General features: G+C 72.4%; 20 protein-coding genes. 15 read left to right on the forward strand and 5 right to left on the reverse strand.

Annotated elements, in window-relative coordinates; all coding sequences use genetic code 11:
* Window positions 1-19: 19 nt before the first annotated feature.
* The 3 genes from ABD481_RS05865 to galT all read left to right on the forward strand — a co-directional run bounded on the left by ABD481_RS05865 (window position 20) and on the right by galT (window position 4387).
* Complete coding sequence (locus ABD481_RS05865; RefSeq protein WP_344664486.1) at window positions 20-1957, forward strand: TIGR03960 family B12-binding radical SAM protein; 1938 nt, start codon at window positions 20-22, stop codon at window positions 1955-1957.
* Between the two features lie 112 nt (window positions 1958-2069).
* Window positions 2070-3320, forward strand: a complete 1251-nt coding sequence (gene galK, locus ABD481_RS05870) for a galactokinase (protein ID WP_344664487.1) — start codon at window positions 2070-2072, stop codon at window positions 3318-3320.
* A gap of 14 nt (window positions 3321-3334) precedes the next feature.
* Window positions 3335-4387 carry a galactose-1-phosphate uridylyltransferase gene (gene galT / locus ABD481_RS05875; RefSeq protein WP_344664488.1) on the forward strand — a complete coding sequence of 351 codons (1053 nt, stop codon included), beginning with the start codon at window positions 3335-3337 and terminating at the stop codon, window positions 4385-4387.
* Window positions 4388-4493: 106 nt separating this feature from the next.
* Here galT and ABD481_RS05880 read toward each other — a convergent pair whose 3' ends face one another.
* Entirely contained in the window at window positions 4494-5018 is a 525-nt protein-coding gene (locus tag ABD481_RS05880) for a hypothetical protein (RefSeq protein ID WP_344664489.1), read from the reverse strand.
* Window positions 5019-5186: 168 nt separating this feature from the next.
* Here ABD481_RS05880 and ABD481_RS05885 point away from each other — a divergent pair, with 168 nt between their 5' ends.
* Window positions 5187-6344: a hypothetical protein gene (locus tag ABD481_RS05885; protein WP_344664490.1), complete on the forward strand. Its 1158-nt coding sequence runs from the start codon at window positions 5187-5189 to the stop codon at window positions 6342-6344.
* Window positions 6345-6386: 42 nt separating this feature from the next.
* Here ABD481_RS05885 and ABD481_RS05890 read toward each other — a convergent pair whose 3' ends face one another.
* A complete protein-coding gene (locus tag ABD481_RS05890) occupies window positions 6387-6971 on the reverse strand; it encodes a helix-turn-helix domain-containing protein (protein WP_344664491.1) in 585 nt (194 codons plus the stop codon).
* Window positions 6972-7036: 65 nt separating this feature from the next.
* Here ABD481_RS05890 and ABD481_RS05895 point away from each other — a divergent pair, with 65 nt between their 5' ends.
* The 8 genes from ABD481_RS05895 to proB all read left to right on the forward strand — a co-directional run bounded on the left by ABD481_RS05895 (window position 7037) and on the right by proB (window position 19563).
* On the forward strand, window positions 7037-8350 hold the full coding sequence (locus ABD481_RS05895) for a benzoate/H(+) symporter BenE family transporter (protein WP_344664492.1): 1314 nt from the start codon (window positions 7037-7039) through the stop codon (window positions 8348-8350).
* A 132-nt stretch (window positions 8351-8482) separates the two neighbouring features.
* Window positions 8483-10402 (forward strand): cell wall-binding repeat-containing protein, encoded by a 1920-nt coding sequence (locus ABD481_RS05900; RefSeq protein WP_344664493.1) that lies wholly within the window; start codon window positions 8483-8485, stop codon window positions 10400-10402.
* 238 nt (window positions 10403-10640) lie between these two features.
* Window positions 10641-11528 (forward strand): TIGR03936 family radical SAM-associated protein, encoded by an 888-nt coding sequence (locus ABD481_RS05905; RefSeq protein ID WP_344664617.1) that lies wholly within the window; start codon window positions 10641-10643, stop codon window positions 11526-11528.
* Between the two features lie 232 nt (window positions 11529-11760).
* On the forward strand, window positions 11761-15900 hold the full coding sequence (locus ABD481_RS05910) for an Rne/Rng family ribonuclease (RefSeq protein WP_344664494.1): 4140 nt from the start codon (window positions 11761-11763) through the stop codon (window positions 15898-15900).
* A 288-nt stretch (window positions 15901-16188) separates the two neighbouring features.
* A complete protein-coding gene (rplU, locus tag ABD481_RS05915) occupies window positions 16189-16509 on the forward strand; it encodes a 50S ribosomal protein L21 (protein ID WP_344664618.1) in 321 nt (106 codons plus the stop codon).
* 14 nt (window positions 16510-16523) lie between these two features.
* The gene (gene rpmA / locus ABD481_RS05920; RefSeq protein ID WP_344664495.1) at window positions 16524-16781 is read left to right on the forward strand and encodes a 50S ribosomal protein L27; all 258 of its coding nucleotides are present in this window, start codon (window positions 16524-16526) and stop codon (window positions 16779-16781) included.
* A gap of 100 nt (window positions 16782-16881) precedes the next feature.
* On the forward strand, window positions 16882-18390 hold the full coding sequence (obgE, locus tag ABD481_RS05925; RefSeq protein ID WP_344664496.1) for a GTPase ObgE: 1509 nt from the start codon (window positions 16882-16884) through the stop codon (window positions 18388-18390).
* Window positions 18391-18459: 69 nt separating this feature from the next.
* Window positions 18460-19563: a glutamate 5-kinase gene (gene proB / locus ABD481_RS05930; protein ID WP_344664497.1), complete on the forward strand. Its 1104-nt coding sequence runs from the start codon at window positions 18460-18462 to the stop codon at window positions 19561-19563.
* A gap of 95 nt (window positions 19564-19658) precedes the next feature.
* Here the strand turns inward: proB and ABD481_RS05935 are convergent, their stop codons facing one another.
* The 3 genes from ABD481_RS05935 to ABD481_RS05945 all read right to left on the reverse strand — a co-directional run bounded on the left by ABD481_RS05935 (window position 19659) and on the right by ABD481_RS05945 (window position 22285).
* A complete protein-coding gene (locus ABD481_RS05935; RefSeq protein WP_344664498.1) occupies window positions 19659-20765 on the reverse strand; it encodes a hypothetical protein in 1107 nt (368 codons plus the stop codon).
* On the reverse strand, window positions 20762-21280 hold the full coding sequence (locus ABD481_RS05940) for a SigE family RNA polymerase sigma factor (RefSeq protein WP_344664499.1): 519 nt from the start codon (window positions 21278-21280) through the stop codon (window positions 20762-20764). Before ABD481_RS05940 ends, ABD481_RS05935 begins: the two co-directional genes overlap by 4 nt.
* Window positions 21281-21460: 180 nt before the next feature.
* Window positions 21461-22285: a MerR family transcriptional regulator gene (locus ABD481_RS05945; RefSeq protein WP_344664500.1), complete on the reverse strand. Its 825-nt coding sequence runs from the start codon at window positions 22283-22285 to the stop codon at window positions 21461-21463.
* A 90-nt stretch (window positions 22286-22375) separates the two neighbouring features.
* Here ABD481_RS05945 and ABD481_RS05950 point away from each other — a divergent pair, with 90 nt between their 5' ends.
* From ABD481_RS05950 to ABD481_RS05960, 3 genes are all read left to right on the forward strand, one after another.
* Window positions 22376-22804 (forward strand): hypothetical protein, encoded by a 429-nt coding sequence (locus tag ABD481_RS05950; RefSeq protein ID WP_344664501.1) that lies wholly within the window; start codon window positions 22376-22378, stop codon window positions 22802-22804.
* A gap of 103 nt (window positions 22805-22907) precedes the next feature.
* Complete coding sequence (locus ABD481_RS05955) at window positions 22908-24167, forward strand: glutamate-5-semialdehyde dehydrogenase (protein WP_344664502.1); 1260 nt, start codon at window positions 22908-22910, stop codon at window positions 24165-24167.
* A 155-nt stretch (window positions 24168-24322) separates the two neighbouring features.
* On the forward strand, window positions 24323-25567 hold the full coding sequence (locus ABD481_RS05960; protein ID WP_344664503.1) for a hypothetical protein: 1245 nt from the start codon (window positions 24323-24325) through the stop codon (window positions 25565-25567).
* Window positions 25568-25757: the final 190 nt, after the last annotated feature.

Genomic DNA, 25757 nt, shown 5'->3' on the forward strand with positions numbered 1-25757 from the left:
AGCCCAGGTCGAGTAGCCAATGCCAGTCGAATCCGTGTTCCCGCAGCTCGAAGCGGTCCTGCCCGGGGTGCAGAAGCCGATCCAGTACATCGGCGGCGAGCTCAACTCGACCGTCAAGGACTGGGACGCCTGCGACGTCCGCTGGGCCCTGATGTACCCGGACGCCTACGAGGTCGGGCTGCCCAACCAGGGCGTCATGATCCTCTACGAAGTGCTCAACGAGCGCGAGGGCGTCCTGGCCGAGCGCACCTACTCGGTGTGGCCGGACATGGAGAAGGTGATGCGGGAGCGCGGCATCCCGCAGTTCACCGTGGACGCCCACCGGCCGGTGCGGGACTTCGACCTGTTCGGCGTCTCCTTCTCCACCGAGCTCGGCTACACCAACCTGCTCAACGCCCTGGACCTGGCCGGGATCCCGCTGGCGGCCGCGGACCGGACGCTGGAGCACCCGCTGGTGATCGCCGGCGGGCACGCGGCGTTCAACCCCGAGCCGATCGCCGACTTCCTGGACGCCGCCGTGGTCGGCGACGGCGAGGGCGCGGTGCTGGCCATCACCGACATCGTGCGGGCCTGGAAGGCCGAGGGCCGGCCCGGCGGGCGCGAGGAGGTGCTGATGCGGCTGGCCCGCACCGGCAACGTCTACGTCCCGGGCTTCTACGACGTCGAGTACCTGGCCGACGGCCGCATCCGCCGCGTCGCCCCGAACCGCCCCGGCGTGCCGTTCCGGGTGGCCAAGCACACGGTCATGGACCTGGACGAGTGGCCCTACCCCAAGCAGCCGCTGGTCCCGCTGGCCGAGACCGTGCACGAGCGGATGTCGGTGGAGATCTTCCGCGGCTGCACCCGCGGCTGCCGCTTCTGCCAGGCCGGCATGATCACCCGCCCGGTGCGCGAGCGCTCCATCACCGGCATCGGCGAGATGGTCGAGGCCGGGCTGAAGGCCACCGGCTACGAGGAGGTCGGCCTGCTGTCGCTGTCCAGCGCCGACCACACCGAGATCGCCGAGGTCGCCAAGGGCCTGGCCGACCGCTACGAGGGCACCAACACCTCGCTGTCGCTGCCCTCGACCCGGGTCGACGCCTTCAACATCGACCTGGCCAACGAGCTGTCCCGCAACGGCCGCCGCAGCGGCCTGACCTTCGCCCCCGAGGGCGGCAGCGAGCGGATGCGCAAGGTCATCAACAAGATGGTGACCGAGGAGGACCTGATCCGCACCGTCACCGCCGCCTACTCCGCCGGCTGGCGCCAGGTGAAGCTGTACTTCATGTGCGGGCTGCCCACCGAGACCGACGAGGACGTGCTCCAGATCGCCGACCTGGCCCGCAAGGTGATCCAGGCCGGCCGCGAGGCCTCCGGCACCCGCGACATCCGCTGCACCGTGTCCATCGGCGGCTTCGTGCCCAAGCCGCACACCCCCTTCCAGTGGGCCGGCCAGCTCGACGCCGAGGCCACCGACGCCCGCCTGGTGAAGCTGCGCGACGCCATCCGCGCCGACCGCAACTACGGCAAGGCCATCGGCTTCCGCTACCACGACGGCAAGCCCGGCGTGATCGAGGGCCTGCTCTCCCGCGGCGACCGCCGGGTCGGCGCGGTCATCCGCGAGGTCTGGGAGCGCGGCGGCCGCTTCGACGGCTGGAGCGAGCACTTCTCCTACCAGCGCTGGGCCGACGCCGCCGAGGCGGCGCTCGCCGGCAGCCCGGTCTCGCTGGCCTGGTACACCACCCGCGAGCGCGAGTACAACGAGGTCCTGCCCTGGGACCACATCGACTCCGGGCTGGACCGGGACTGGCTGTGGGAGGACTGGCAGGACGCGCTGGAGGCGGCCGAGGGCGGCGGCGCCGAGGTCGAGGACTGCCGGTGGACCCCGTGCTACGACTGCGGCGTGTGCCCGCAGATGGGCACCGAGATCCAGGTGGGCCCGACCGGGGTGAAGCTGCTGCCGCTGACCGTGGTCTGAAGCCGTTCTCCCGGCCGTCCCGGCTTGTCGCGGGGATGATCTCACCGCTACCCTGACCCCACCAGATCCGAACAGAATCAAACGGATCGCAACAGTGGGGTGAGGGGTGGCGGTGAGCCGTCAGACCGGATCGGCCGCGGACGGGGCGCAGTCGGCGTCCACCGGATTCAGGGAGACGTTCGGCGCCGAGCCGGCCGGCGTGTGGACCGCGCCGGGCCGGGTCAACGTCATCGGCGAGCACACCGACTACAACGACGGCTTCGTGCTGCCGATGGCCATCGACCGCGCCTGCTACGCGGCCGCCGCGCCGCGCGCCGACCGGATCCTGCGGGTGCACGCCGCCCAGCTCGGCGAGACCGTCGAGATCCCGCTCGACGCGCTGGTCGGCCCCGGCTCGGCCGCCGACGACCGGGACGCCGCCGACCCGGACATGAGCCCGCTGGCCGACCCCGCGGTCACCGGCTGGGCCGCCTACCCGGTCGGCGTGGCCTGGGTGCTCCAGCAGGCCGGCTTCCCGGTCTCCGGCGCCGACCTCTACCTGACCAGCACCGTGCCGGTCGGCGCGGGCCTGTCCTCGTCGGCGGCCCTGGAGTGCGCGACCGGGCTGGCCCTGGCCGGCGTCTCCGGGTTCGACCTCACCACCGCCGAACTCGCCCACCACGCCCAGCGCGCCGAGAACATCTACGCCGGCGTGCCCTGCGGACCGCTGGACCAGATGTCCTCCGCGTTCGGCCAGGACGGCGCGGTCCTGTTCATCGACACCCGCACCGGCGAGGTCCGACCGCAGCCCTTCGACCTGGCCGCCGAGGACGCCCTGCTGCTCGTGATCGACACCCGGGTCTCGCACGCGCACGGCGAGAACGGCTACGCCGACCGGCGCGCGGCCTGCGAGCGCGCCGCCGAGTTCCTCGGCGTCCCGGCGCTGCGCGACATCGCACTGGCCGACCTGCCGGAGGCGTTCGCGAAGGTCGCCGTCGGCCTGGACGAGCCGACCGCCCGCCGGGTCCGCCACGTCGTCACCGAGAACGCCCGGGTGCAGCAGTTCGTCGCCATCCTGAACCACGAGCACTTCTCGCTGCCGCCGCTGGGCCACCGGATGATGCAGTCCCACGCCTCGCTGCGCGACGACTACGAGGTCAGCGCCCCCGAACTCGATCTCGCCGTGGCCACCGCGGTCGTCGCCGGCGCGCACGGTGCCCGGATGACCGGCGGCGGCTTCGGCGGCAGCGCCATCGCGCTGGTCGACCGCGGCCAGCTCGACGCCGTGCAGGACGCGGTGCGCGCCGCCTTCGCCGAACAGGGATACGCCGAACCCCAGTTCTTCCCGGCCGTCGCCTCCGCCGGTGCGCGCCGGATCGTCTGATGGAGGCCTGGACCATGGACCCCGTCATGGACCCCGTCCTGACGCGCACCGTCACCAAGCTCTCCGACGGCCGCGAGCTGATCTACTACGACGAGACCCCCGGTCACGACCGCTCCGCCGCCGACCAGCGCGACCTGCCGACCGTGTCCACCACCAGCCAGCTCCGCCGCGATCCGCTGACCGGCGAGTTCACCACGGTGGCCGGGCACCGCCAGGACCGGATCTTCCTCCCGGCCGCCGACCAGTGCCCGCTGGACCCCTCGCGCCCGCCCGGCCGCCTCACCGAGATCCCCGCGGCGGACTACGACGTGGCGGTCTTCGAGAACCGCTTCCCGTCGCTGGCCGGCGACACCGGGCGGTGCGAGGTCGTGGTGTTCTCCTCCGACCACGGCTCCTCGTTCGGCTCGCTGCCGGTCGCGCGGATCCGCAGCATCGTCGACGTCTGGGCCGACCGCACCGCCGAGCTCGGCCAGCGGCCGGGGATCGAGTACGTGTACTGCTTCGAGAACCGTGGCGTCGAGGTCGGCGTGACCCTGCACCATCCGCACGGCCAGATCTACGCCTTCACCTATGTCCCGCCCCGGATGCGGAAGATGCTCGAAGTCGCGACCGCGTACCACGGGAGCACCGGCGGATGCGTGGCCTGCGACGCGCTGGCCGAGGAACGTGCCGAGGCCGCGCGCGTGATCACGTCCGGCCGGTACTTCACGGCGTACGTGCCCTATGCCGGCCGCTGGCCGTTCCAGGTGGACATCGTGCCGCACCGCCACGTCCCGGACCTGCCCGCGCTGACCGCCGCCGAGCGCGACGAACTGGCCGAGATCGGCAAGGACTGCGTGGGGCGCCTGGACGGGCTGTTCGACGGGCCGATGCCGTACATCGGGTCCTGGTACCAGGCCCCGGTCGGCGCCGGGCGTGCCGAATCGCACCTGCGCTGGCAGCTCGCCGCGCTGCGCCGGGCGCCCGGGAAGCTGAAGCACTTGGCCGGGACCGAGTCCGGGGCCGGGGCGTTCATGAACGACATCGGGCCGGAGCGGGCCGCGGCGATGCTGCGCGGGGAGCAGTAGGGGTTGTTTTGGCGGGCGCGGGCGCTGGATCGCGTGCGCGGGTGTTGAATCGCGTGCGCGCAGAGTCGCGAGAGCGCAGAGTCGCGAGAGCGCAGCCGGCGACGCGTCAGGTCGACTTCGGCGGAGGCGCCGTGCTGTCGGGCTTGACGTTGCAGCCGGTCCCGCCTTGGATCCGCAGCTCTTTGTCCGCGTTCGGGTAGTAGTCGACACCCCACGTCTGGCCGTCTATCGAGCCGGTGACCAGATACGTGGAGTCGTTCATCACGGTACTGATTTTGGTGTAGCCGTGCGCGCCCATGAAGGTCTGGACCTTGGTGATGGCCTGCTTCGCGTCGTCGGGCGAGGACATCGGGAACCGGATGCTGGTGCCGACCGAGTAGTCCGGGGTCTGCTGGCCCGTCTGGCCGCACACGGCCAGCGCCGGCGCGACCGACGAGGTCGGCGTCAGCCCGGCGGCCTGGTACAACTCGGCCACGTGCGCGGCGACCGCCGTCTTCGCCTGGCCCTCGGGGATCCTGTTCGGACTCGCGGCCGCCGGGTCGCTGCTGCACGCGGAGAGTGCGGAGAGTGCGGCGCCGGTGGCGAGGAGCGCGCTGACGAGGCCGATCGTGCCAACCGGTATGCGGGTCATCGACAGGCCCGTGCCTTCCCAGAGCGGCGTTGCTGACGTTGATCAGCGATGGACATTCGCGAGCCAAGGTAATGTCCTGGTTCACCCGCGTCAATGGCGGGCGATGAGGGCGCGGCTACCCTGTGTGATCGACGTTGTCGCTGGTGGCGGCCCCGGTAAAGTGCTGTCATGGCTGAACCTGTCCGTGACGACGTGGAGACCGCGGCTCGCGGACCCGAGCTGATCGATCTCGCGCTGCTCGGCGCCGCCGATCCGGCGCGGGGCGTCGCGGTGCGGGGGAGTGCGGAGCCGGATCCGGCGCGCGACGACTCTGGCGAGGGTTTCCTCGGGGGTCCCGACGAGGACGACTACGGCGACGAGGACGACTACGAGCCGGGCTGGCTCGGCACCGTGCTGCGCTGGCCGATCCGGATCGTGGCGGTCATCGTCATCGCGCCGTTCCAGGTCGCCTGGGAGTCGGTGAAGGCCGTCGGCCGCGTCGGATGGCGCGGGCTGCGCAAAGCCGGACGCGGGATCCGGAAGGCGGCGTCCGTGGTCGGGCGGCCGTTCCGCGCCGTCGGACGGGCGATCGGCTGGGCCGCGACGCGGGTGCTGTGGTGGCCGCTGCGGTGGGCCGGACGCGGCACGGGGAAGGTGTTCGTCGCCCTCGGGCACGGCCTCGCCGCCATTTACCGCGTCGTCCTCACGCCGATCGGCCATGGCATCGCCGCGACGGTACGGGTGATCGCCGCCGGGGTCGACGCCGTCGGGCGCGGCATCAGCTTCGTCATCACCTGGGTGTACTTCTCCATTCTGACGCCGATCGGGCACGGGATCGCGGCCGTCGCGCGGCGTGTGCGCGACGGATTCGGCTGGGTCGGGCGCCAGATCCACCGGTGGATCCTGCACCCGATCGGCATAGCCGCGCGGGCGATCGGACGCGTCATTGTTCGAGGCCTGTATCACCTGTCGCGGCCGTTCGTCCTGCTCGCGCGCGGCCTGTGGCACCTGCTGAAGGTGCTGGGCCACTGGATCGTCGGACTGTTCCACGTCATCGTCCAGGCCTTCGAGTTCGCGGCGCGCGTCGGCGCGAGGATCGGGCGCGGTGCGGTGTGGTTGTGGACGCATTCGGTGTGGGTGCCGATTCGCTTTGCCGGTAAGGGATTCTGGGACGCGGCGAAGTGGGTGGGCCGGGGGATGCGGGCGGTCGCCCAGCCGGTCGCGCGGCGGCTGCGAGCCGTCCGGACCTGGTACCGGCACGAGATCACGGAGCCGGTGCTGGGCGCCTTGCGGGCGGCGCGGCGGGACATTCGGCGCGCGCTGACCGGACGTGGCGGCCGGGGCTAGGCGGGGCTAGGCGGGGCTAGCCGGGGCTAGCCGGCTGGCGTATCAGGCTTCGGATACGCGTGGAATGTGCGTGCGCGGCGTGCGAATCAGTAGGCTGGCATACACGTCGTCGGTGCCGATCGCGCTGTAGGTGTGCGGGATGTCCGCGGCCCACGAGACGTGGCCTCCGGGCGGGACGATGAACAGGGCGTCCGGCGGTCCGACGCGCGCGGTGCCGGTGAAGACCGTCAGATACTCGACGGTGCCCGGCGGGTGCGCGGGCGACAGCTGCTTGTGGCCGGGGCGGATGTGGAGGCGGAACAGCTCGGTCTCCACGTCGGCGTCCGAGAAGGTTTCCAGCAGCGACGCCGAGACCGCGGTGCCGTGGATCGTCTCCAGCGGTGCGTCGCCGGGGCGGGCGGGGTCGGGAAGCAGGGCCTTGATGGGGACGCCGAGGTGGCCGGCGATGGCGTAGAGGGTCTCGATCGTCGGGTTGCCGCGCGAGCCGTCCTCCAGGCCGGACAGCGTGGCCTTGCCCACGCCGGCGCCGGCCGCCAGGGCGGACAGGCTGACGCCGCGCTCGCGTCGCAGACGTCTGATGCGCTCGCCGATCTGCGTGGCGAAGTCCGCCGCCGTGCCGTCACCCATAAGGGGCAACCTACACGAAGTGGAGCTGCTAGCTTGTTCCGTGTACGGAACAGGGGAGGGTCGTGATGAGTGCCATCGAGTCATCCGGGTCGGTAGGGGGTCCCTCGGCGGGGCCGGAATCGGGTTCCATAGGGGGAACATCCGCTGACGGGGCCGAACCCTCCGGAGGCGGCCGGCTCGCCGGACTGGGTCCGACGTTCGGGGCGGGCGTCGTCACGGCCCTGGTCGGCTTCTCCAGCTCCTTCGCGGTGGTGATCGCGGGCCTGCGCGCGGTCGGCGCCACCGAACGGCAGGCGGCGTCCGGGCTCCTGGTTGTCTGTGTCCTGATGGGCGCCACGGCGATCGTGTTCAGCGTCCGGCACCGGATGCCGATCAGCATCGCCTGGTCCACCCCCGGCGCGGCGCTCCTGGTCAGCGTCGGCGCGGGCCGCGCCCACTCCGGCCACGGCGGCGCGACCGGCTACCGCGAAGCCGTCGGCGCCTTCCTCGTGACCGGCCTGCTGATCGCCGTGACCGGCCTCTCCCGCACCCTGACCCGCTGGATCGCCGCGATCCCGGCCCCCATCTCCGCCGCGATGCTGGCCGGCGTGATCGCCCCCATCTGCCTGGAATCGGCCCAGGCCGCCGTCCACCTGCCCCGCCTGGCCCTGCCCGCGATCGCCGTCTGGGTCCTCCTCGGCCGCCTCGCCAAACGCTGGGCCGTCCCCGCCGCCCTCGCCACCGCCTTCATCGGCCTGGCCCTGGACCCCACCACCCGCGGCCACCTCACCGGCGGCCTCCTGCCCACCCTCACCACCGCCGCCCCCCACTTCGACCCCGGCACCCTGATCAGCCTCGCCGTCCCCCTCTACCTGGTGACGATGGCGTCCCAGAACCTCGCCGGCATAGCGGTGATGCGCAGCTACGGCTACGAACCCCCGATCCGCGAAGTCCTCATCGGCACCGGCACCGCCAGCACCCTCGCCGCCCCCCTTGGCGGCATCCCCATCAACTTCGCCGCCATCACCGCCGCCCTGGCCGCCAGCCCCGACTCCCACCACGACCCCCGCCGCCGCTGGATAGCCGCCACCACCGCGGGCGCCCTCTACATAGCCCTCGGCCTGAGCGCAGCCATGGCCACCACCCTCCTCATAGCCGCCCCACCCCTCCTGATAGAAGGCGTCGCAGGCCTGGCCCTCCTCCCCGCCCTGGGCGCATCCCTGACGACAGCACTGAGTGATACACGTCATAGAGAAGCGGCGACAGCAGCCTTCGTCACCACGGCATCAGGCATAACCATCGCCGGCATCGGCGCCCCCTTCTGGGGCCTCCTCACCGGCCTGACCCTGCTCGCCCTGTCCACCTCGACAATTCGCCCACCGAAGAAGTCAGAACCTTGATCAGCCCCGCCCCACCCCCCGATGATGGCGCCCGGCGACCGCCATATCGCGCAGGGTAGACCCCCGCCCCCGAGGTGGATAGGCTGACCAACCGGATCTCAGTACCCGGATCTACGTTCAGGGGAGAACAAGGTGTCCGCGAAGAAGCTCACCACCGCCGCCGCGACAGCCCTCGCCGCAGCCACTTCTTTGGCGGCGCCAGCGCATGCCAATCCGACGCCACATACGTTTCCAGGAGCGTCCAACGGACGGTTGACAGTCACCGTCGGTGACAATCAACTGCATTTCGACGCGAGCCAGAACGGTGGCGTCGGCAGCGAGGCGATGCCTTCGCAGAAGGTCACCGATGCCGAGTGGGCACCCGATGGCAGCCGGGTCGTCTACATCGACGAGGCCAACCAGGTCGTCTCGGTGCGCGCGGACGGTACAGACCGGATTGTCATCGCCAGCGGCTTGTCGGCGGCGCCGACGCACCCGACATGGCTGAACGGTGGCAGCTTCATCGTCTTCGCGATGGGCGGCGACCTGTACAAGGTTCCCAGCCTGGGCGGCGCGGTGGAGAAGCTCTCCGCGGGTCACCAGTCGGGCGACAAGGACTCCGCCCCGCAAGGCGGCGCGAACGGAAAGCTCGTCTTCCAGCGGATCAGCTCCGCTGGGTACTCCAGTATCTGGATCTACGACGGATACCAGGACACTGCTATCGGTTTGAACCACCTGGGCTTCACGCCGTCCATTTCGCCGAACGGCAAGAGCGTCGCGTTCATGCTCCCCGACCAGGCCGCTGTCCCGATCAACCAGATCTGGACCATCAACAGCGATGGCACGTCGCCGGTGCAGCTCACGCACGACAAGACCACGAACCAGAAGTCGAACACGCCGGTGTGGTCGCCGGACGGCTCCCAGATCGCCTTCAACGCCGGCGGCGACGTCCGTGTCATGGCGGCCCAGCAGGACGCCCCGGAGAATCCCCGGATACCCGCCATCACGGGCCGCCTCTCCTGGCAGCCGAACGGCGACCCCGGCAACCTCCCCAACGGCGCCAACCCCGTCAACCTCGTCGAGCGTCTCGACGGTCTCGACCGTATCGAGACCGCGATTCAGATCTCGCACTGGTCGTGGGACCCGGCTGCTTCGAATCCGCCGGCTGCTCGCCAGGCGGACATGGCTGTGATTGCGCGGTCCGACCTTGCGGCTGACGCTCTCGCTGGTACTGCGCTTGCGCGGCAGTTGAAGGGTGGTCGGGGGCCGCTGTTGCTGACGGATACCGGGTCGTTGGATCCGCGGACGTTGGCTGAGCTGCATCGGACGTTGAAGCCGGGTGCGTTCGTTTATGTGCTCGGGCAGACGCAGGCTATTTCGGCGCATACGTTCCAGCAGATTGCTGATGCCGGGTTCCGGCCGACGCGTATTGGTGGGCGGGATCGGTTCGAGACGGCTGTGGATGTGGCCGAGACGATTGTGCCGACGTATACGCATGACCCGGTGACCATTCTGACCGCCACTGGTATGAACTTTCCGGACGCGCTTGCTGCCGGTGCTGTTGCTGCGTCGCGGCCGAACACTGTTGTCGTGTTGACCGATGACAAGGTGATGCCGGCGGCGACGCTCAACTTCATCAACGCGGTGCCGCAGCGGACGGTGTACGGGGTCGGGAAGCAGGGTGTGGACGCGTTGGCGTCGGTGCGGATTCCGGCGGGGGCGGTGTGGGGGTCTGACCGGTTCGTGACGGCGGCGACGGTTGCGCACACGTTCTTCGGTGGGCCGCAGGTCGTCGGGATCGCGACCGGGTACAAGTTCCCGGATGCGCTGGCTGGTGGGGTGCTGGCCGGTTCGGTCGGTGGGCCGCTGCTGCTCACGGGGCCGACCGCGCTGCCGTCGGAGACTGCCGACTACCTGCGCAACGCCTCGGGTTCCATCTCCGACGCCGTCATGTTCGGCGGTCCGGCGGTGCTCGACGACGGGTTGAAGAACCAGGTCGGCGATCTCATCGGGCAGCCCGGCCAGTGGATCTACGCGCGGAACAACCCGGGCGCGCACCCCGGCCCGCGCTAAGCCGACCGCCCCGCCCCGGCCCTGCCCGCAGTAGGCAACAGGCAACAGGCAACAGATCAGGCACCACGCAACCTGCGCCCTTGGCTGGATCCGCACGGATCCGACCAAGGGCGCAGTCCGTTCTAAGGGTCATCCACCCATCACTCAATGTGACCGCCCTCCCGCGCCCGCTATCCTTGACCGTCAGTCACCGACCCGACCCATCCGCATCACCGAGGAGGCCCGCTCCGTGGCCCGCATGCCCGACGGCCCGCCCCCGCCGCCGACCGCTCAGAAGCTCCGCATCCGCTACGCCAAGCGGGGCCGGCTGCGGTTCACCAGTCATCGCGACATTCAGCGGGCGTTCGAGCGGGCGTTGCGGCGGGCGCGGGTGCCGATGGCGTACTCCGCCGGGTTCACGCCGCATCCGAAGGTGTCGTGGGCCGGTGCGGCGCCGACCGGGGTGGCCAGTGAGGCCGAGTACGTCGAGATCGGGGTGACGCGGGTGCTGGATCCTGCGGAGCTGGCCGCCGCGTTGGACGGGTCGTTGCCGCCGGACCTGGACATTCTTGAGGTGGTCGCGGCCGCCACGCCGAATCTGATGGAGCGGCTGGAGGCCTCGGTCTGGGAGATCCGGCTGCCCGGGGTGGCGCCGGAGGAGGCCGCGGCGGCCGTCGCGGCGTTCCTGGCCGCCGGGGAGGTGCCCGTGGAGCGGATGACGAAGAACGGGGTGCGTACCTTCGACGCGCGCTCGGCGGTCGTCGGGATCTCCGCGCTGGCCGACACAACAGGCGTGGCCGACGGGAAGGGCGCCGTCGGCCAGGACGACGCGCCCGGCGACGCTCCGGGTGACGGAGTCTCCGCAGGTCAGGGCATCGGCGGCCGGGGTGACGGGCATGTGGAGCGGCCCTGTGCGATACTGCGACTAGTCGTGCGGCACCTGACACCCGCCGTTCGACCCGACGACGTCCTGACCGGACTCGGTCGTGTGGCCGGCCTGGTGCCGCCCGTCCCGCCCCAGGTGACGCGGCTGGCGCAGGGTCCGCTGCGGGACGGGTTCGAGGTGACGGCCAGTGTGAGCGTGGAGGCGTTGTCCGATCCGTTGGATCCGGACCGGGCCGCCGCGGGGCCGACGACCGAGCGATGACGTCGCGCGCACGACCCAACCAGACTTCTCGTCAGGTCGGAGGCCGGATCCCGTGATGCGGGCAGGCCCCGGACCGGCGAGGTGAAGACCACAACAGCCACCTGTGTGGCGCCGCAGAGCACCCGGATCTGTCAGGGATTCGCCGGCTGTGCCCATCGACCGCTGTATCCGGCGGATGATGTGGGGCACCGCTTCGCGCGCGCCCGGGGGGCATGACGGGAGAACCGCCCGGATGCTCGAGAACGAGCCCACCGGCGTCCCCGGCGATGAGCCGGCGCAGACGCATGATGTGCAGGAGGCGGCCACCACGGCCGCGACGAACGAAGGCGGGACGGAGGCGCCCAAGCGCCCCCGCCGCCGGGCGGCCAGCCGGCCGGCCGGACCGCCGCAGGCCCCGGCGGAGGAATCCGCCCCGGCCGGGGCCTCCGCGGCTCCGGCGGGGGAGGACGAGCCGGAGGCCACCAAGCCCAAGCGGGCCCGCAAGACCGCTGCCAAGAAGGTCGCCGCGCCGGAACCGGCCGCGGTCGATGGTGACGCGGCCGAGGCCGGCAGTGATGCCGGTGGTGCGGACAGCGACGAGGCGCCCGCTGCCAAGAAGACCACCCGGACGCGTACGCGGAAGAAGGCTGTCGCGTCCGAGCAGACGATCGGCGACGCCGAGGCCGAGACCGAGACCCAGTCCGCTGGGTCGGAGCAGGACTCCGCCGGGGACGGGGACGGGGGCGCCGAGGCGTCCGAGACCGGTACCCGGGGCCGCGGCCGAGGTCGCGCCGCGAAGACCGCTTCCGGCCGCACTGCCCGGAGCGGTGGCGGGGATTCCGCTGCCGACGAGGCGTCCGCGGCCGACGAGTCCACCTCGGACTCCACCGCCAAGACCGGCGGCACCGACACCGACACCGATACCAACGCCGACGCTGCCGACCAGCAGACCGGCCGCCGCGCCAACGCCGGCGCCGACACCGAGTCGGCCGACCAGCAGAGCAGCCGCCGCTCGCGCACCCGCAACCGTCGCGGTGCCGACGCGTCCTCGGCCGAGGACGCCGGAACAGCCGGCTCGACCACCGAGACCGCCGCGTCCAGTGCGTCCAGCACCTCCACGGCCAGCACCTCCGCGGCCGAAGGCTCCACCACCGAAGGCTCCGCCCCCAGGACCACGTCCCGGGCCGCAGCCCTCGGCTCTCCTTTCGTGAGCCCTTTCTCGTCGCCGACGGTGCCGGACAAGACCACGAAGCAGCAGTCCGCGCCGAAGGCCGACCAGACCAAGCCGGCCGCCGACGCCTCTCGGGCCGGTAACGCTGCCGGTGCCGCCGCCCCGGCCACCGCAGGGTCCACCACGGCGTCCACCGCGGCATCCCACCCCGTGACCGCCTCCACCGCCGCCCCGACCGCGACCCCGACCGCGACCGCCGACGCCGACGCCGCCGCCGACCAGTCCGCCCCCGAGCCGGACGCCGAGGCCAAGCCGGCCAAGACCCGCACCCGCCGCCGCGCCGCCAGCGCCCCGGCGGGCCCGCCGCGCGCCCAGGACACCCGGGCCGCCAAGTCCGCCGCCGCGGCCCAGACCGCCGCAGCCGCCGCAGCCACCACTTCCACCACCGACACCACCGCCGAGGAAGACGAAGAAGCCGAGGCGCTCGCCGCCCAGACCGTCGACCTCGACAGCCTCTCCCCGGCCGACCGCGCCCGTGCCGACACCGAGGCCCGGGCCGCCGCGCCGGCCGCCGGTCTGCTGTTCCAGGCGCCGGACCTGGCCGCGGCCGTGGCGCAGCAGGCCGCCGCCAAGGCCGCGAAGGCCGACACCACCGCGGACGAGGAAGAGGCGGAAGAGGAGGAGGCCGAGCCGGCCCCGACCCGCCGCACCCGGACGCGCAGCCGGAACCGGAACCGGGCCGAGCAGGCCGAGGCCGTCGAGCCGAGCGGCGGTGCCGCCGCCGACACCGAGGCCGACGCCGCCGACGAGGACGACGACGACGAGGAAGGCGGCGGCTCCTCCAGCCGCCGGGGCCGCCGCCGGCGCCGCCGGGCCGGTGGCGAGGCCGTCGAGGCGAGCCCGGACGACCCGCCGAACACCGTGGTGAAGGTCCGCGAGTCGCGGGTCCGCAGCCGGGACCGCAAGGGCGGCCTGGTGGTGGACGACGACGTCCAGGGCGTGCGCGGCTCCACCCGCCTGGAGGCGAAGAAGCAGCGCCGCCGGGAGGGCCGGGACACCGGCCGCCGCCGGGCGCCGCTGATCACCGAGGCCGAGTTCCTGGCCCGCCGGGAGAGCGTCGAGCGGGTGATGGTGGTGCGCCAGAGCGGCGACCGCACCCAGATCGCGGTGCTCGAGGACGGCGTCCTGGTCGAGCACTACGTCAACCGCGCGCAGTCCTCCTCCTACGTCGGCAACGTCTACCTGGGCAAGGTCCAGAACGTGCTGCCCTCGATGGAGGCGGCGTTCGTCGACATCGGCAAGGGCCGCAACGCCGTGCTGTACGCCGGCGAGGTCAACTTCGACGCGGCCGGCGTCACCGGCCACGCCAAGCGCATCGAGAGCGTGCTCAAGAGCGGCCAGGCGGTCCTGACCCAGGTCACCAAGGACCCGATCGGCCACAAGGGCGCCCGGCTGACCAGCCAGATCTCGCTGCCCGGCCGGTACCTGGTCTACGTGCCCGAGGGCACCATGACCGGGATCAGCCGCAAGCTGCCGGAGAACGAGCGCAACCGCCTCAAGGCGATCCTGAAGGCCGTGGTGCCGGAGAACGCCGGCGTCATCGTCCGCACCGCGGCCGAGGGCGCCACCGAGGACGAGCTGCGCCGCGACGTGGAGCGGCTGTCCGCGCAGTGGGAGGAGATCCAGCGCAAGGCGCAGTCCTCGGCCAGCTCGGCCCCGACCCTGCTGTACGGGGAGCCGGACCTGACCGTGCGCGTGGTGCGCGACATCTTCAACGAGGACTTCAGCCAGCTGGTGGTCTCCGGCGACGAGGCGTGGGACACCATCCGCGGCTACGTCGGCGGCGTGGCGCCGGACCTGGCCCCGCGCCTGGAGCGCTGGACCTCCGAGCTGGACATCTTCTCCGTGCACCGGGTCGACGAGCAGCTGGCCAAGGCGCTGGACCGCAAGGTCTGGCTGCCCTCCGGCGGCTCGCTGGTCATCGACCGCACCGAGGCGATGGTGGTCATCGACGTCAACACCGGCAAGTTCACCGGCTCCGGGGGCAACCTGGAGGAGACGGTCACCCGCAACAACATCGAGGCGGCCGAGGAGATCGTCCGCCAGCTGCGGCTGCGGGACCTCGGCGGGATCATCGTCATCGACTTCATCGACATGGTCCTGGAGTCCAACCGCGAGCTGGTGATGCGCCGGCTGCTGGAGTGCCTGGGCCGGGACCGGACCAAGCACCAGGTGGCCGAGGTCACCTCGCTGGGCCTGGTGCAGATGACCCGCAAGCGGGTCGGCCAGGGCCTGCTGGAGGCGTTCTCGGAGACCTGCGACAAGTGCAACGGCCGCGGGGTGCTGGTGCACATGGAGCCGGTGCCGGTCGGCCACGGCCACAGCCACGACGACGGCCAGCACGACCGCGGCGGCCGGCAGGGCGGCAAGGGCGGCCGCGGCGGGTCCGGCGACGCCCGGGGTGCCGCCGGCGCCGCCGAGGCCACCCGGACCGGCGAGGCCCGGTCCGAGGCCGGCCAGGACGGCCACGACGGCCACGACGGCCTGGACGACGAGCCGGAGACCGGCCGCGGCCGGCGCAAGCGGCGCAAGTCGCACGGCCACGTCGACCGCCAGCAGCACTTCGACCCGCAGTACGACGTCGACGGCGTGCCGGAGGACTTCCGGGACTTCGCCGACGGCGAGGCCGCTCTGGCCGGTCCGGTCACGGTGCGCTCGGTGCGGAAGGTCGCGGCGAGCGGCGGCGGCCAGGACGACGACGCCCAGGACGACGGCGCGGACGACCGGTCCGAGGCCGACGGCGCCGAGGTCGTGACCGTCTCCGAGCACAGCCACGTCGACGAGGTCGCCGACCACGCCCACGTGGTGGCCCCGGTGGTCACCGCCGGCGACGTGGTGGCCGTCGAGGAGGCGGACGTGACCGAGCGCCTCGCGGTCGGCGACGTCCAGGCCCACACGGTCTACGTCCCGCCGGCGAACGGCGGCGCCGCCGTCGCGGACCGGGAGGAGACCGAGGCCGAGCAGGCCGAGCAGGTCGAGGAAGCCGGGCAGCCGGCGACCGCCGCCGCCCAGCCCGCCACGGCCTCCGCCCCGGCTGCCAACGGCAACGCCGACACCGACGCCGACGCCGACCCCGAGACCGACGAGGCGCCCAAGCGCCGCGGGCTGCGCGTCCGCCGCGCCGCCAAGCGTCCCGCCGGCCCGCCGGCGACGCACAGCTGACGCCCTGCTCCGGCCCGGCCGTGCGCCGGGCCGGAGCAGCCCGGACCTCAGTTTGACCCTGAGGTGGGGACTTCCGTACCCTTGAGCTTCGGCATGCGATACGTGTGCCTCCATCACAGGGCTCCTGCGAGAGCAGATGCGGCCCGGATGATGATCGGCTCGATGGGTCGTCAAGTCCGCGCCTCGCCAAGAAGCGCCGGGCGCTCATGACCAGCGGATGAGTTGGTCAAAGCGTGTGGTATCGACCTAGATCGACCTACAGTCGACGAGAAGAGAGTGAGTTTCGCGGTGTACGCGATCGTCAAGAGCGGCGGACGGCAGCACAAGGTGGCTGTCGGCGACGTCGTCGAGGTGGACCGCCTCCCCGGCGCCCCGGCCGGCCAGGAGCTCGAGCTGTCCGCGATCCTGCTCGTCGACGGTGACTCGGTCACCAGCGACCCGTGGGTCCTGGAGGGCGTGAAGGTCAAGGCCGAGGTGGTCGAGGAGACCAAGGGGCCGAAGATCCACATCCTCAAGTACCGGAACAAGACCGGCTACCGCGTGCGCCAGGGCCACCGCCAGAAGCACACCCAGATCAAGATCACCGCTATCGACAGCGGCAACAAGTAAAGGGCGGCTGACCAATGGCACACAAGAAGGGCGCATCGTCCTCCAAGAACGGCCGCGACTCCAACGCCCAGCGCCTCGGCGTGAAGCGCTTCGGCGGCCAGAACGTGAACGCCGGCGAGATCATCGTCCGCCAGCGCGGCACCCACTTCCACCCCGGCCTGAACATGGGCCGCGGCAAGGACGACACCCTGTTCGCCCTGGCCGGCGGCAAGGTGGAGTTCGGCACCCTGCGCGGGCGCCGCGTGGTGTCGATCGTCCCGGCGGCGGAGTAGCCACCGGCGCGACAGCCAGCTCTGCGAGGCGGGCCGGGGAATCCCCGGCCCGCCTTGCGCTTGTTCGACCCCCAGTACCCACAGCAAGGAGGCGCTGACCATGGCGACATTCGTCGACCGCGTGAAGCTGCATGTCACGGCCGGGAACGGCGGCCACGGCTGCGCCTCGGTGAAGCGGGAGAAGTTCAAGCCGCTCGGCGGCCCGGACGGCGCCAACGGCGGCCGCGGCGGGGACATCGTCCTGGTCGTGGACCCGAACACCAACTCGCTGCTGGACTACCACTTCTCCCCGCACCGCAAGGCCGGCAACGGCAAGCCCGGCGGCGGCGACTTCCAGACCGGGGCCAACGGCGCCGACCTGGTGCTGCCGGTGCCGGCCGGGACCGTGGTCAAGGACGGCTTCGGCGAGGTGGTGGCCGACCTGATCGGCACCGGGACCCGGTTCGTCGTCGCGCACGGCGGCGTCGGCGGCCTGGGCAACGCCGCGCTGGCCACCTCCAAGCGCAAGGCCCCGGGCTTCGCCCTGCTCGGCGAGCCGGGGGAGGACGGCGACTTCACCCTGGAGCTGAAGTCGGTCGCCGACGTGGCCCTGGTCGGCTACCCCAGCGCCGGGAAGTCCTCGCTGATCGCCGCGGTCTCGGCGGCCAAGCCGAAGATCGCCGACTACCCGTTCACCACCCTGGTCCCGAACCTGGGCGTGGTCAGCGCCGGGGAGTCGGTCTACACCATCGCCGACGTCCCGGGCCTGATCCCCGGCGCCTCCGACGGCAAGGGCCTGGGCCACGAGTTCCTGCGGCACATCGAGCGCTGCGCGGTGCTGGTGCACGTCCTGGACTGCGCCACCCTGGAGAGCGACCGCGACCCGATCTCCGACCTGGACGTCATCGAGGCCGAGCTGCTCGCCTACGAGGCCGGCCGCGACGAGTCCGAGTGGGGCGTCTACGGCCGGCTGTCCGACCGCCCGCGCCTGGTGGTGCTGAACAAGACCGACATCCCCGAGGGCAAGGACCTGGCCGACATCGTCCGGCCCGAGCTGGAGGCCCGGGGCCTGACGGTGTACGAGGTCTCCGCGGTCTCCCGGGCCGGCCTGCGCGAGCTGTCCTTCGCCCTGGCCAAGATCGTCGAGGCGACCCGCGCCGCCCGGATCGAGCCGGAGCCCGAGCGCATCGTCATCCGCCCCAAGGCGGTCGACGAGGTCGGCTTCACCATCAGCTACGACGAGGCCGAGGACGCCTACTTCGTGCGCGGCACCAAGCCCGAGCGCTGGGTCCGGCAGACCGACTTCAACAACGAGGAGGCCGTCGGCTACCTGGCCGACCGCCTGCACAAGCTCGGCGTCGAGGACCAGCTGGTCAAGATGGGCGCGCACGAGGGCGACACGGTCGTGATCGGCGACGGCCCGCGCGGCGGCGTGGTCTTCGACTGGCAGCCCTCGATCCCGACCGGGGCCGCCGCCCTGGGCGTCACCGCCACCGGCGGCCGCCGCGGCGAGGACCCGCGCCTGCGCCTGCACGAGGAGCGGCCCACATCGCGAGACGCGGAGTACCGCAAGGCCCACCGGCGCCGCGCCGATGGGACAATCGACGTGTTCTCCGACGACGAAGAGTAAGGGCCCTGAGCGACCGTGTCCGGCCAGCTGCGCGAAACCGTGGGATCCGGGGAAGGCTCCCGGGATGAGGTGACCGCCGCCCGGCGGATCGTGGTGAAGGTCGGCTCCTCGTCGCTGACCACCGCGGTCGGCGGCCTGTCCGGGGAGCGGGTCGACGCCCTGGTCGACGCGATCGCCTCGCGGCTCGGCGTCCCGGGCACCCAGCTGGTGCTGGTGTCCTCCGGCGCCATCGCCGCCGGCCTGGCCCCGCTGGGCCTGCGCAAGCGCCCCAAGGACCTGCCGACCCAGCAGGCGGCGGCCTCGGTCGGCCAGGGCCTGCTGGTCGGCCGGTACACGGCCTCCTTCGCCCGCTACGGCCGCACCGTCGGCCAGGTGCTGCTGACCGTCGACGACATGACGCGGCGCTCGCACTACCAGAACGCGCACCAGACCATGGCCCGCCTGCTGGACATGGCGGTGCTGCCGATCGTCAACGAGAACGACACGGTCGCCACCCACGAGATCCGCTTCGGCGACAACGACCGGTTGGCCGCGCTGGTGGCCCACCTGGTCCACGCCGACCTGCTGGTGCTCTTGTCGGACGTCGACGCGCTCTACGACGGCGACCCGGCCAAGCCCGGCACCTCCCAGGTCGCCGACGTGCGAGGGCCGCAGGACCTGGCCGGGATCTCGATCGGCGGGACCGGCAAGGCCGGGGTCGGCACCGGCGGCATGGCGACCAAGGTCGAGGCCGCCCGGATCGCCACCGAGGCCGGCATCCCCGTGGTCCTGACCTCGGCCGCGCACGCGGCCCGGGCCCTGCGCGGCGAGGTGGTCGGAACCCTGTTCCACCGCACGGGCTCGCGCACCCCCACGCGCCTGCTGTGGCTGGCCCACGCCGCCGACACCCGGGGCGCCCTGCGCCTGGACTCCGGCGCGGTGCAGGCCGTGGTCGAGCGGCGGCTGTCGCTGCTGCCCGCCGGCGTGACGGCCGTGGAAGGGTCCTTCAACGCCGGAGACCCGGTGGAGCTGGTGGACGCCGCCGGGGTGCCGGTGGCGCGCGGGCTGGTGAACTACGACGCCAGCGAGCTGCCGGAGCTGCTGGGACGGTCCACGCGTGAGCTGGCGGCGGCGCTCGGGCCGCAGTACGAGCGAGAGCTGGTGCACCGGGACGACCTGGTCGTGCTGCGCTGAGGTCGGCGTTTGCAGTAGCAGGGCCTCCGGCTGCATCACTAAGTCCCAGTTCCGCGGACCGGACGTCCACAGACTGCCGAAGGCCCCGCCCTCGCCTACGGCAGCACAGCAGTCGTCCAGTGACTCGGATCGTTGCCCAGCGACGTGACCCGGCCCAGCAGCCCCTTCGCCCCGCCGGCGTCGGTGAGCGGCCCCGGCTCGGGCACCGGGGAGCTGACGCACACCGTCAGGCCGTTGGAGTCCTCGCAGGTGTTCTTGTTCTGCGGCGGGACCCAGTCGCCGATCTTCCAGCTGCCGGTCTTGAAGGCGACGATCATCACGATCGGGGCGGAGCTGTGGTCCGGCGCCGTCCAGAAGTTCAACTCGGCGGTGGCGTTCCCACTGTCGCGCGTGGTGCTCGCCCCCATGGACTCGAAGCCCTTCGGCACACTCGACAGCTTGATCGGCATCGGCACCGACCGGTCCTGCCGGACCACCTTCGCCGCGGCCTTGAGCGTCTGCTCCTGCCAATCCGCGCGCTTCTCGGCGTGCGCGACGTCGATCCGCAGCCATTGCCCGTCCGGACGCTCCCACGCCAGGGTCGCGAAGTCGCCGACGATGCCCGTGTGCTGAAGGACGCGGTCGTCGGCATACCCCAGCCACAGCGCCTTGACCGCCCCCGTGACCCGCGCCGGGATCTTCGTCGTCGGCGCCGACCCGTCCGTGGTCTGATGCAGCTCCGGTTCGCCGTTCAGCTGTCCGAGCTGGAGCCGGAAGCCCGAGTCGGCATAGGCCCCCACGGTGCCGCCACCGGCCGTGCCACCGCCGCCGCCGGTGGCGCCCATCCCGTCCGGCAGGTACCCGAACTGCCACTGGGTGACCGCCGGATCGTGCGGATCCACCTGCGCGGGCAGCGGCGCGTCGCCCGACGGTGAGGCGGCCCCGGCGGGCGTCGTGCTCGGCGTCGCGGCGGGCACCCCGGCGCCCACGGCCGACCCGCCCCGCCCCGCACTCCCGGCCGGCACCAGGACCCCCACCGCCAGCCCGGTCGCGACCAGAGCGACGGTCCCGCCGCTGATCGCCGCCATCCGCCGCCGCACCAGACCGGAGCGGCCGACGTGCACGATGTGCTTTACGTCCAGCATGCGCGGCGGCTCGCCGTCCGCCAGATCGCGCAGCCCGGTGGCGAGGCCGCCGGACCCTTCAGAAGCTTCCTCCGTCATCCCGTGATCCCTTCCAATTCCGCGGCCGTCGCGGGCGCCAACAGCGTCCGCAGGGTGGCCAGCGCGCGGGAGGTCTGGCTCTTGACGTTGCCCTCCGAGCACCCCAGGATTTCCGCGGTCTGCGCGACCGACAGGTCGCAGTAGTAGCGCAGAACCACGGTCGCGCGCTGGCGCGGGGCCAGACGCTCCAAGGCCGCGCGCAGATCCAGCGAGACGTCGGCGTCGAGTGCCGGCGCCTCCCGTTCGATCGGCGTGCGGTGCGGGAAGGCGAAGCGGAACCAGCCGCTCTGCTGCTCGGACAGGAAGACGTTCACCAGCGTCCGGCGCGCATACGCGTCGATGTTCTCGGCGCGCGACGCGCGAGGCCATTGGCGGTAGAGCCGGACGGCGGCGGTCTGGGCGAGATCGTCGGCCCGGTGCCAGTCGCCGCACAGCAAATAGGCGACGCGGCACAGCCACGCCGACCGTGCTCTGAGGTACTCGCTGAACTCCGCGTCCCGTTCGGCTCGCGCCATGGGTGTCGCACTCCTGTCCCGGGGCTGCGCGGCCCCGCTCGCTGACACCCACCAGACCCGGGCGGGCCCGCGATCCGTTGCATCGCCTGGCGAATCCCGGTTTCCGCGAAACTCAGTCCTCGGCGAAGCTCAGTCTTCGGCGAGGCTCAGTTCTCGGCGAAGCTCAGTGCTCGGCGAAGCTCAGCTCCCGACCCGGAACACCGGCCAGCACACCTCGGTCCGCCACCGCGCGACCTCGGCGGTGTCCCGCTGTCCGACCAGGTAGTACTCGCGGATCTGGCCCTGCACGGCGAGCGCGTGGCGCGAGACGTAGGCGGCCAGCGCCCCGTAGGCCCGGTCCGACTCGATCGGCGGACCGGCGTGCTCGATCACCGCCAGTTCGGCCGCCGGCACCGAGATCGGCCGTACCCGCCCCATCGGCCGCACCGGCCCGTCGCAGGGGACGAAGATCGTCGACTCGCCGTAGTGCTCGGTGAAGACCGGTTCGCTGAACAGACCTCCGGCCGGTCCGGTCTGCGCCAGCCCCTGCCCCGCCACGGTCGCGTACAACTCGCCCAGCGCCCCCTGCATCCAGGCCGCGCCGTCCCTCATGTCCACCGTCTCCGTGATCGCCGCCGCCGACGCCCCGGGCACCTCGCGCAACGAGATGTCGGCGACGGCGTCGGCGTCCGACGGCGTCAGCAGCGCCCGGAGCGACGCGACCGCGCGCTGGGTCCGCCCGAGTTCCTCCTCCAGCCGGCTCAGATGCGCGGCGATGTGCCGGTTCCGGGTCCCGAGGTCGGGCGCGGCCATGACGGTGCGGATCTCCTCCAACGGCATCCCCAGCTCCCGGAACCGGCGGATCACCTGCGCGGCCGGGATCTGGCCGACGGAGTACCGCCGGTAGCCGGTCGCCGGATCCACGTCGGCGGGCTCCAGCAGTCCCAGCTCGTGGTAGTGGCGCAGGGTCTTGACGGTCAGGTGCGTGGCGCGCGAGAAGTCGCCGATGGACAGGAACAAGGCCATGCCCCGATTGTGGCGTCTCCCCTTACCGGAGAGTCTCGCCCGCTCCGGCGCCTTGACCCTCCCGCTACGGTCGCCCGCAGAGTCGCAGCCATGACGAACACCGCAGCCACCACTACCGACCTCACCGCCGACTTCGCCCACGTCGTGGACCGCTACCTCGCCGTCTGGACCGTCGCCGACCCCGACGACCGCGCCAAGGCGGTGGCCGACCTCTGGACCCCCGACGGCGTCGAATTCGTTGAGGGCAACCAGTACTACGGCCACGCCGCCCTCACCGACCGCGTCGCCGAGGCCCACGAAGCCTTCATCGCGACCGGCGCCTACACCGCCTCCGGCGGCGACGACGCCACCCGCCACGACGACATCGTGGTCTTCACCATCCGCCTCGACCACGCCACCGAGGCCACCGGGCCGGTCGGCGAGACCGCCTGGTCGGCTCGCGTGTTCCTGGCGCTGGCCGAGGATGGCCGGATCAGCGAGGACTACCAGCTGACCGTGAAGCCGCTGGTGGTGCCGTAGCCGGGCGGACGGCCGCGCCGCCACCGGTGGCGCGGCCGGTGGCGCGGCGTCCCACCCCCTGAAACTCCCGCCGTGCCTCTCGTCGCCGCCGTAGGCTGGGACCATGACCGACCTGCGAACCGAAGTCCTCGACAGCGCCCGCCGAGCCAAGAAGGCCGCGGCCGAGCTGGCTCAGCGACCGCGGGGGGCGAAGGACGCGGCGCTGCACGCCATGGCCGACGCGCTGGTGGCCCGCACCGCGGAGATCGTCGCCGCCAACGAGCGGGACACCGAGCGGGCCCGGGCCGGCGGGTCGGCCGCCGGCTACGTCGACCGGCTCACGCTGACCGAGGCCCGGGTCGCCGCCATCGCCGAAGCGCTGCGGCAGCTGGCCTCGCTGCCCGACCCGGTGGGGGAGACGGTGCGCGGCACGGTGCTGCCCAACGGCATCGAGCTGCGGCAGGTGCGGGTGCCGCTGGGCGTCGTCGGCATCATCTACGAGGCGCGGCCCAACGTCACCGTGGACGCCGCCGGCATCTGCCTGAAGTCCGGGAACGCCGCGCTGCTGCGCGGGTCGAGCTCGGCCAAGGAGTCCAACACCGTGCTGGTCGCCGTCATGCGCGACGCGCTCGCCGCCGCCGGGTTCCCGGCCGACGCGGTCCAGCTCGTCCCCGGCGACTCGCACGAGGCGGTGGACCACCTGATGGCGGCCCGCGGCCTGGTCGACGTCCTCATCCCGCGCGGGGGAGCGGCGCTGATCCGGTCGGTCGTGGACAACGCGCGGGTGCCGGTCATCGAGACCGGGACCGGCAACTGCCACGTCTACGTCGACGCCTCCGCCGACCTGGACACGGCGCTGCGCGTGCTGATCAACGCCAAGACCCAGCGCTACAGCGTCTGCAACGCCGCCGAGTCGCTGCTGGTGCACGCCGACGTCGCCGACGCGTTCCTGCCCGGGGCGCTGGCCGCGCTGGCGGACAAGGGCGTCACGGTGCACGGCGACAAGCGGGTCGCGGCGTACTCCGCCGCCGTGGTGCCGGCGACCGAGCAGGACTTCGCCGCCGAGTACGAGTCGCTGGACCTGTCGGCGGCCGTCGTGGACTCGCTGGACGCCGCGATCGAGCACGTCAACGCCTACAACACCGGCCACACCGACGTGATCGTCACCCGCGACCTGAACGCGGCCCGGGCCTTCCAGCTGCGGGTGGACGCCGCCGCGGTCGGGGTGAACGTCTCCACCCGCTTCACCGACGGCGGCGAGTTCGGCTTCGGCGCCGAGATCGGCATCTCCACGCAGAAGACCCACGCCCGCGGCCCGATGGGGCTGCCGGAGCTCACCTCCACGAAGTACCTGATGGTCGGCGACGGCCAGATCCGGGAGTAGCCCGCGCCGGCCGGAGCAGAACGAATCAGGCCCCTGCGACAGCGGGGGTCCGACCCCAGTTCATCCGGTGTCACCCCGCTCCCGGTAGCCTTCCGCCCGACAGATCCGCAGCGCGGCCGGGAGGCCGGGCCCGATCACGGTGGGGGAAGGCCTCAGTGGCCACGAAGAAGAACAAGCGCGCCGGCGACCCCGGGGACGAGCCGCTGCTCTCCGACCAGGAGTGGGCCGACCTCGAACGGTCGTTCACCAAGGAGTCGACCAAGAGCGCGGCCTACAAGGAACCGTCGGCGCGGCAGCGCGAGCTGACCGAGAAGTGGAAGAAGGACGAGCCCAAGGACACCGGCTGGCGGACCGATGGACCGCCGGCGGACCTGAGCCCGAAGCCCGGCGGTGGCGGCCCGAAGTCCGCGCCCCGGCCCGTGCGGCACCGGCGGCCCTGGCTGCGGAACCTGGTCTGGGCCCTGGTGGCGGCGCTGGTGACCGTGGCGATCATCGGCGGTCCCAAGCTGTTCTCCTCGTCGAAGGGCTCCGAGGGGGCGTCGCCGGCGGTGCCGGTCGGCACCGCGTCCGGCGCCGGGACGGCTGCCTCGGCCGCGTCGTCCCTGTCGTCGGCGTCGACAGCGTCGACGGCGTCGGCCGCGTCCGCCAGGGCCAGGGCGGTGACGTCCGACGAGCAGTACTTCGACGGCTCGCCGTCCCAGCAGTGGGCCGACGGCGCGGCCGGGATCGTGCCGCCGGCGGCGGTGGCGGTCGGCGGCTACTCGGCCCAGACCGTCGGGGCCGGCTACGCCGCCCTCAAGACGTTCCTGGTCGCCGAGAACCTCGATCCCGCGGTCCTGATGGGCGGCGATCCCCGGGCGATGTTCGCGCTCCTCGATCCGGAGCAGAGGCTGCGCGCCGAGTACGACGGCTGGGCCGCCAAGCCGAGCCCCGACGGCGATCCGACCTACCTGGTGACCCGCTTCGACCCGCGGACGGCCATGCTCATGGGCCATACCGTGAAGACCGATGGGACGATGACCGCCACGCTGTCCGGCGCCGACCTGCAGATCGAGGGCGACTACCGCTTCGTCTACATCGTGGCGCACAAGGGCGACCCGGGATCCTGGGCCCGAGTCCTGGTGCACCGCCGGATCCAGTTCACGCTGTATCCGGACGCGCGCGTCCCCGCGGGCACCCACGCGCTGACCCGGTATCTGTCGCAGTTCTCCAACAGCGCCTGCGACGTGTACAACGGCTACCTCAATCCGCAGTTCACGGGGCGGGCGGCCGACGGCGCCGAGCCGACCGGGGCGCCGGTGGACCCCTACGGGACGCTGACGGCCCCGCCGAGCACCGGTGCGTCGGGAACGGCGTCAGACTCGGGGTCGGACGGCTGCCATCCGGTGGGCACCATCTAGCGGCCCGGCGACCGGCGCGAATCGGAACCGGCGCGTACCGCGATGAGCGGGCAACCCGGTCCGGCGCGGGAAAGGCCCTCGGGCCCCGGAATGCCTCCCGGGCCCGAGGGCCGTCCCCACGGTCGAACCTCAGCTTGGCGAACCTCAAGAATCAGGCGTCGATCCTCAACACCCGCTCCCGCGTCCGGAC

Origin of the sequence: Catenulispora yoronensis (assembly GCF_039531695.1) — a bacterium.
GTDB lineage: Bacteria > Actinomycetota > Actinomycetes > Streptomycetales > Catenulisporaceae > Catenulispora > Catenulispora yoronensis.

What these genes read in the sequence shown, in the direction of transcription:
- ABD481_RS05940 (WP_344664499.1), bottom strand. Translation starts at nt 21,280, where the DNA reads ATGGCGCGAGCCGAACGGGACGCGGAGTTCAGCGAGTACCTCAGAGCA.
- ABD481_RS05885 (WP_344664490.1), top strand. Translation starts at nt 5,187, where the DNA reads ATGGCTGAACCTGTCCGTGACGACGTGGAGACCGCGGCTCGCGGACCC.
- galT (WP_344664488.1), top strand. Translation starts at nt 3,335, where the DNA reads ATGGACCCCGTCATGGACCCCGTCCTGACGCGCACCGTCACCAAGCTC.
- ABD481_RS05945 (WP_344664500.1), bottom strand. Translation starts at nt 22,285, where the DNA reads ATGGCCTTGTTCCTGTCCATCGGCGACTTCTCGCGCGCCACGCACCTG.
- rpmA (WP_344664495.1), top strand. Translation starts at nt 16,524, where the DNA reads ATGGCACACAAGAAGGGCGCATCGTCCTCCAAGAACGGCCGCGACTCC.
- ABD481_RS05905 (WP_344664617.1), top strand. Translation starts at nt 10,641, where the DNA reads ATGCCCGACGGCCCGCCCCCGCCGCCGACCGCTCAGAAGCTCCGCATC.
- ABD481_RS05865 (WP_344664486.1), top strand. Translation starts at nt 20, where the DNA reads ATGCCAGTCGAATCCGTGTTCCCGCAGCTCGAAGCGGTCCTGCCCGGG.
- ABD481_RS05955 (WP_344664502.1), top strand. Translation starts at nt 22,908, where the DNA reads ATGACCGACCTGCGAACCGAAGTCCTCGACAGCGCCCGCCGAGCCAAG.
- ABD481_RS05935 (WP_344664498.1), bottom strand. Translation starts at nt 20,765, where the DNA reads ATGACGGAGGAAGCTTCTGAAGGGTCCGGCGGCCTCGCCACCGGGCTG.
- ABD481_RS05950 (WP_344664501.1), top strand. Translation starts at nt 22,376, where the DNA reads ATGACGAACACCGCAGCCACCACTACCGACCTCACCGCCGACTTCGCC.
- obgE (WP_344664496.1), top strand. Translation starts at nt 16,882, where the DNA reads ATGGCGACATTCGTCGACCGCGTGAAGCTGCATGTCACGGCCGGGAAC.
- ABD481_RS05880 (WP_344664489.1), bottom strand. Translation starts at nt 5,018, where the DNA reads ATGACCCGCATACCGGTTGGCACGATCGGCCTCGTCAGCGCGCTCCTC.
- ABD481_RS05910 (WP_344664494.1), top strand. Translation starts at nt 11,761, where the DNA reads ATGCTCGAGAACGAGCCCACCGGCGTCCCCGGCGATGAGCCGGCGCAG.
- ABD481_RS05890 (WP_344664491.1), bottom strand. Translation starts at nt 6,971, where the DNA reads ATGGGTGACGGCACGGCGGCGGACTTCGCCACGCAGATCGGCGAGCGC.
- ABD481_RS05895 (WP_344664492.1), top strand. Translation starts at nt 7,037, where the DNA reads ATGAGTGCCATCGAGTCATCCGGGTCGGTAGGGGGTCCCTCGGCGGGG.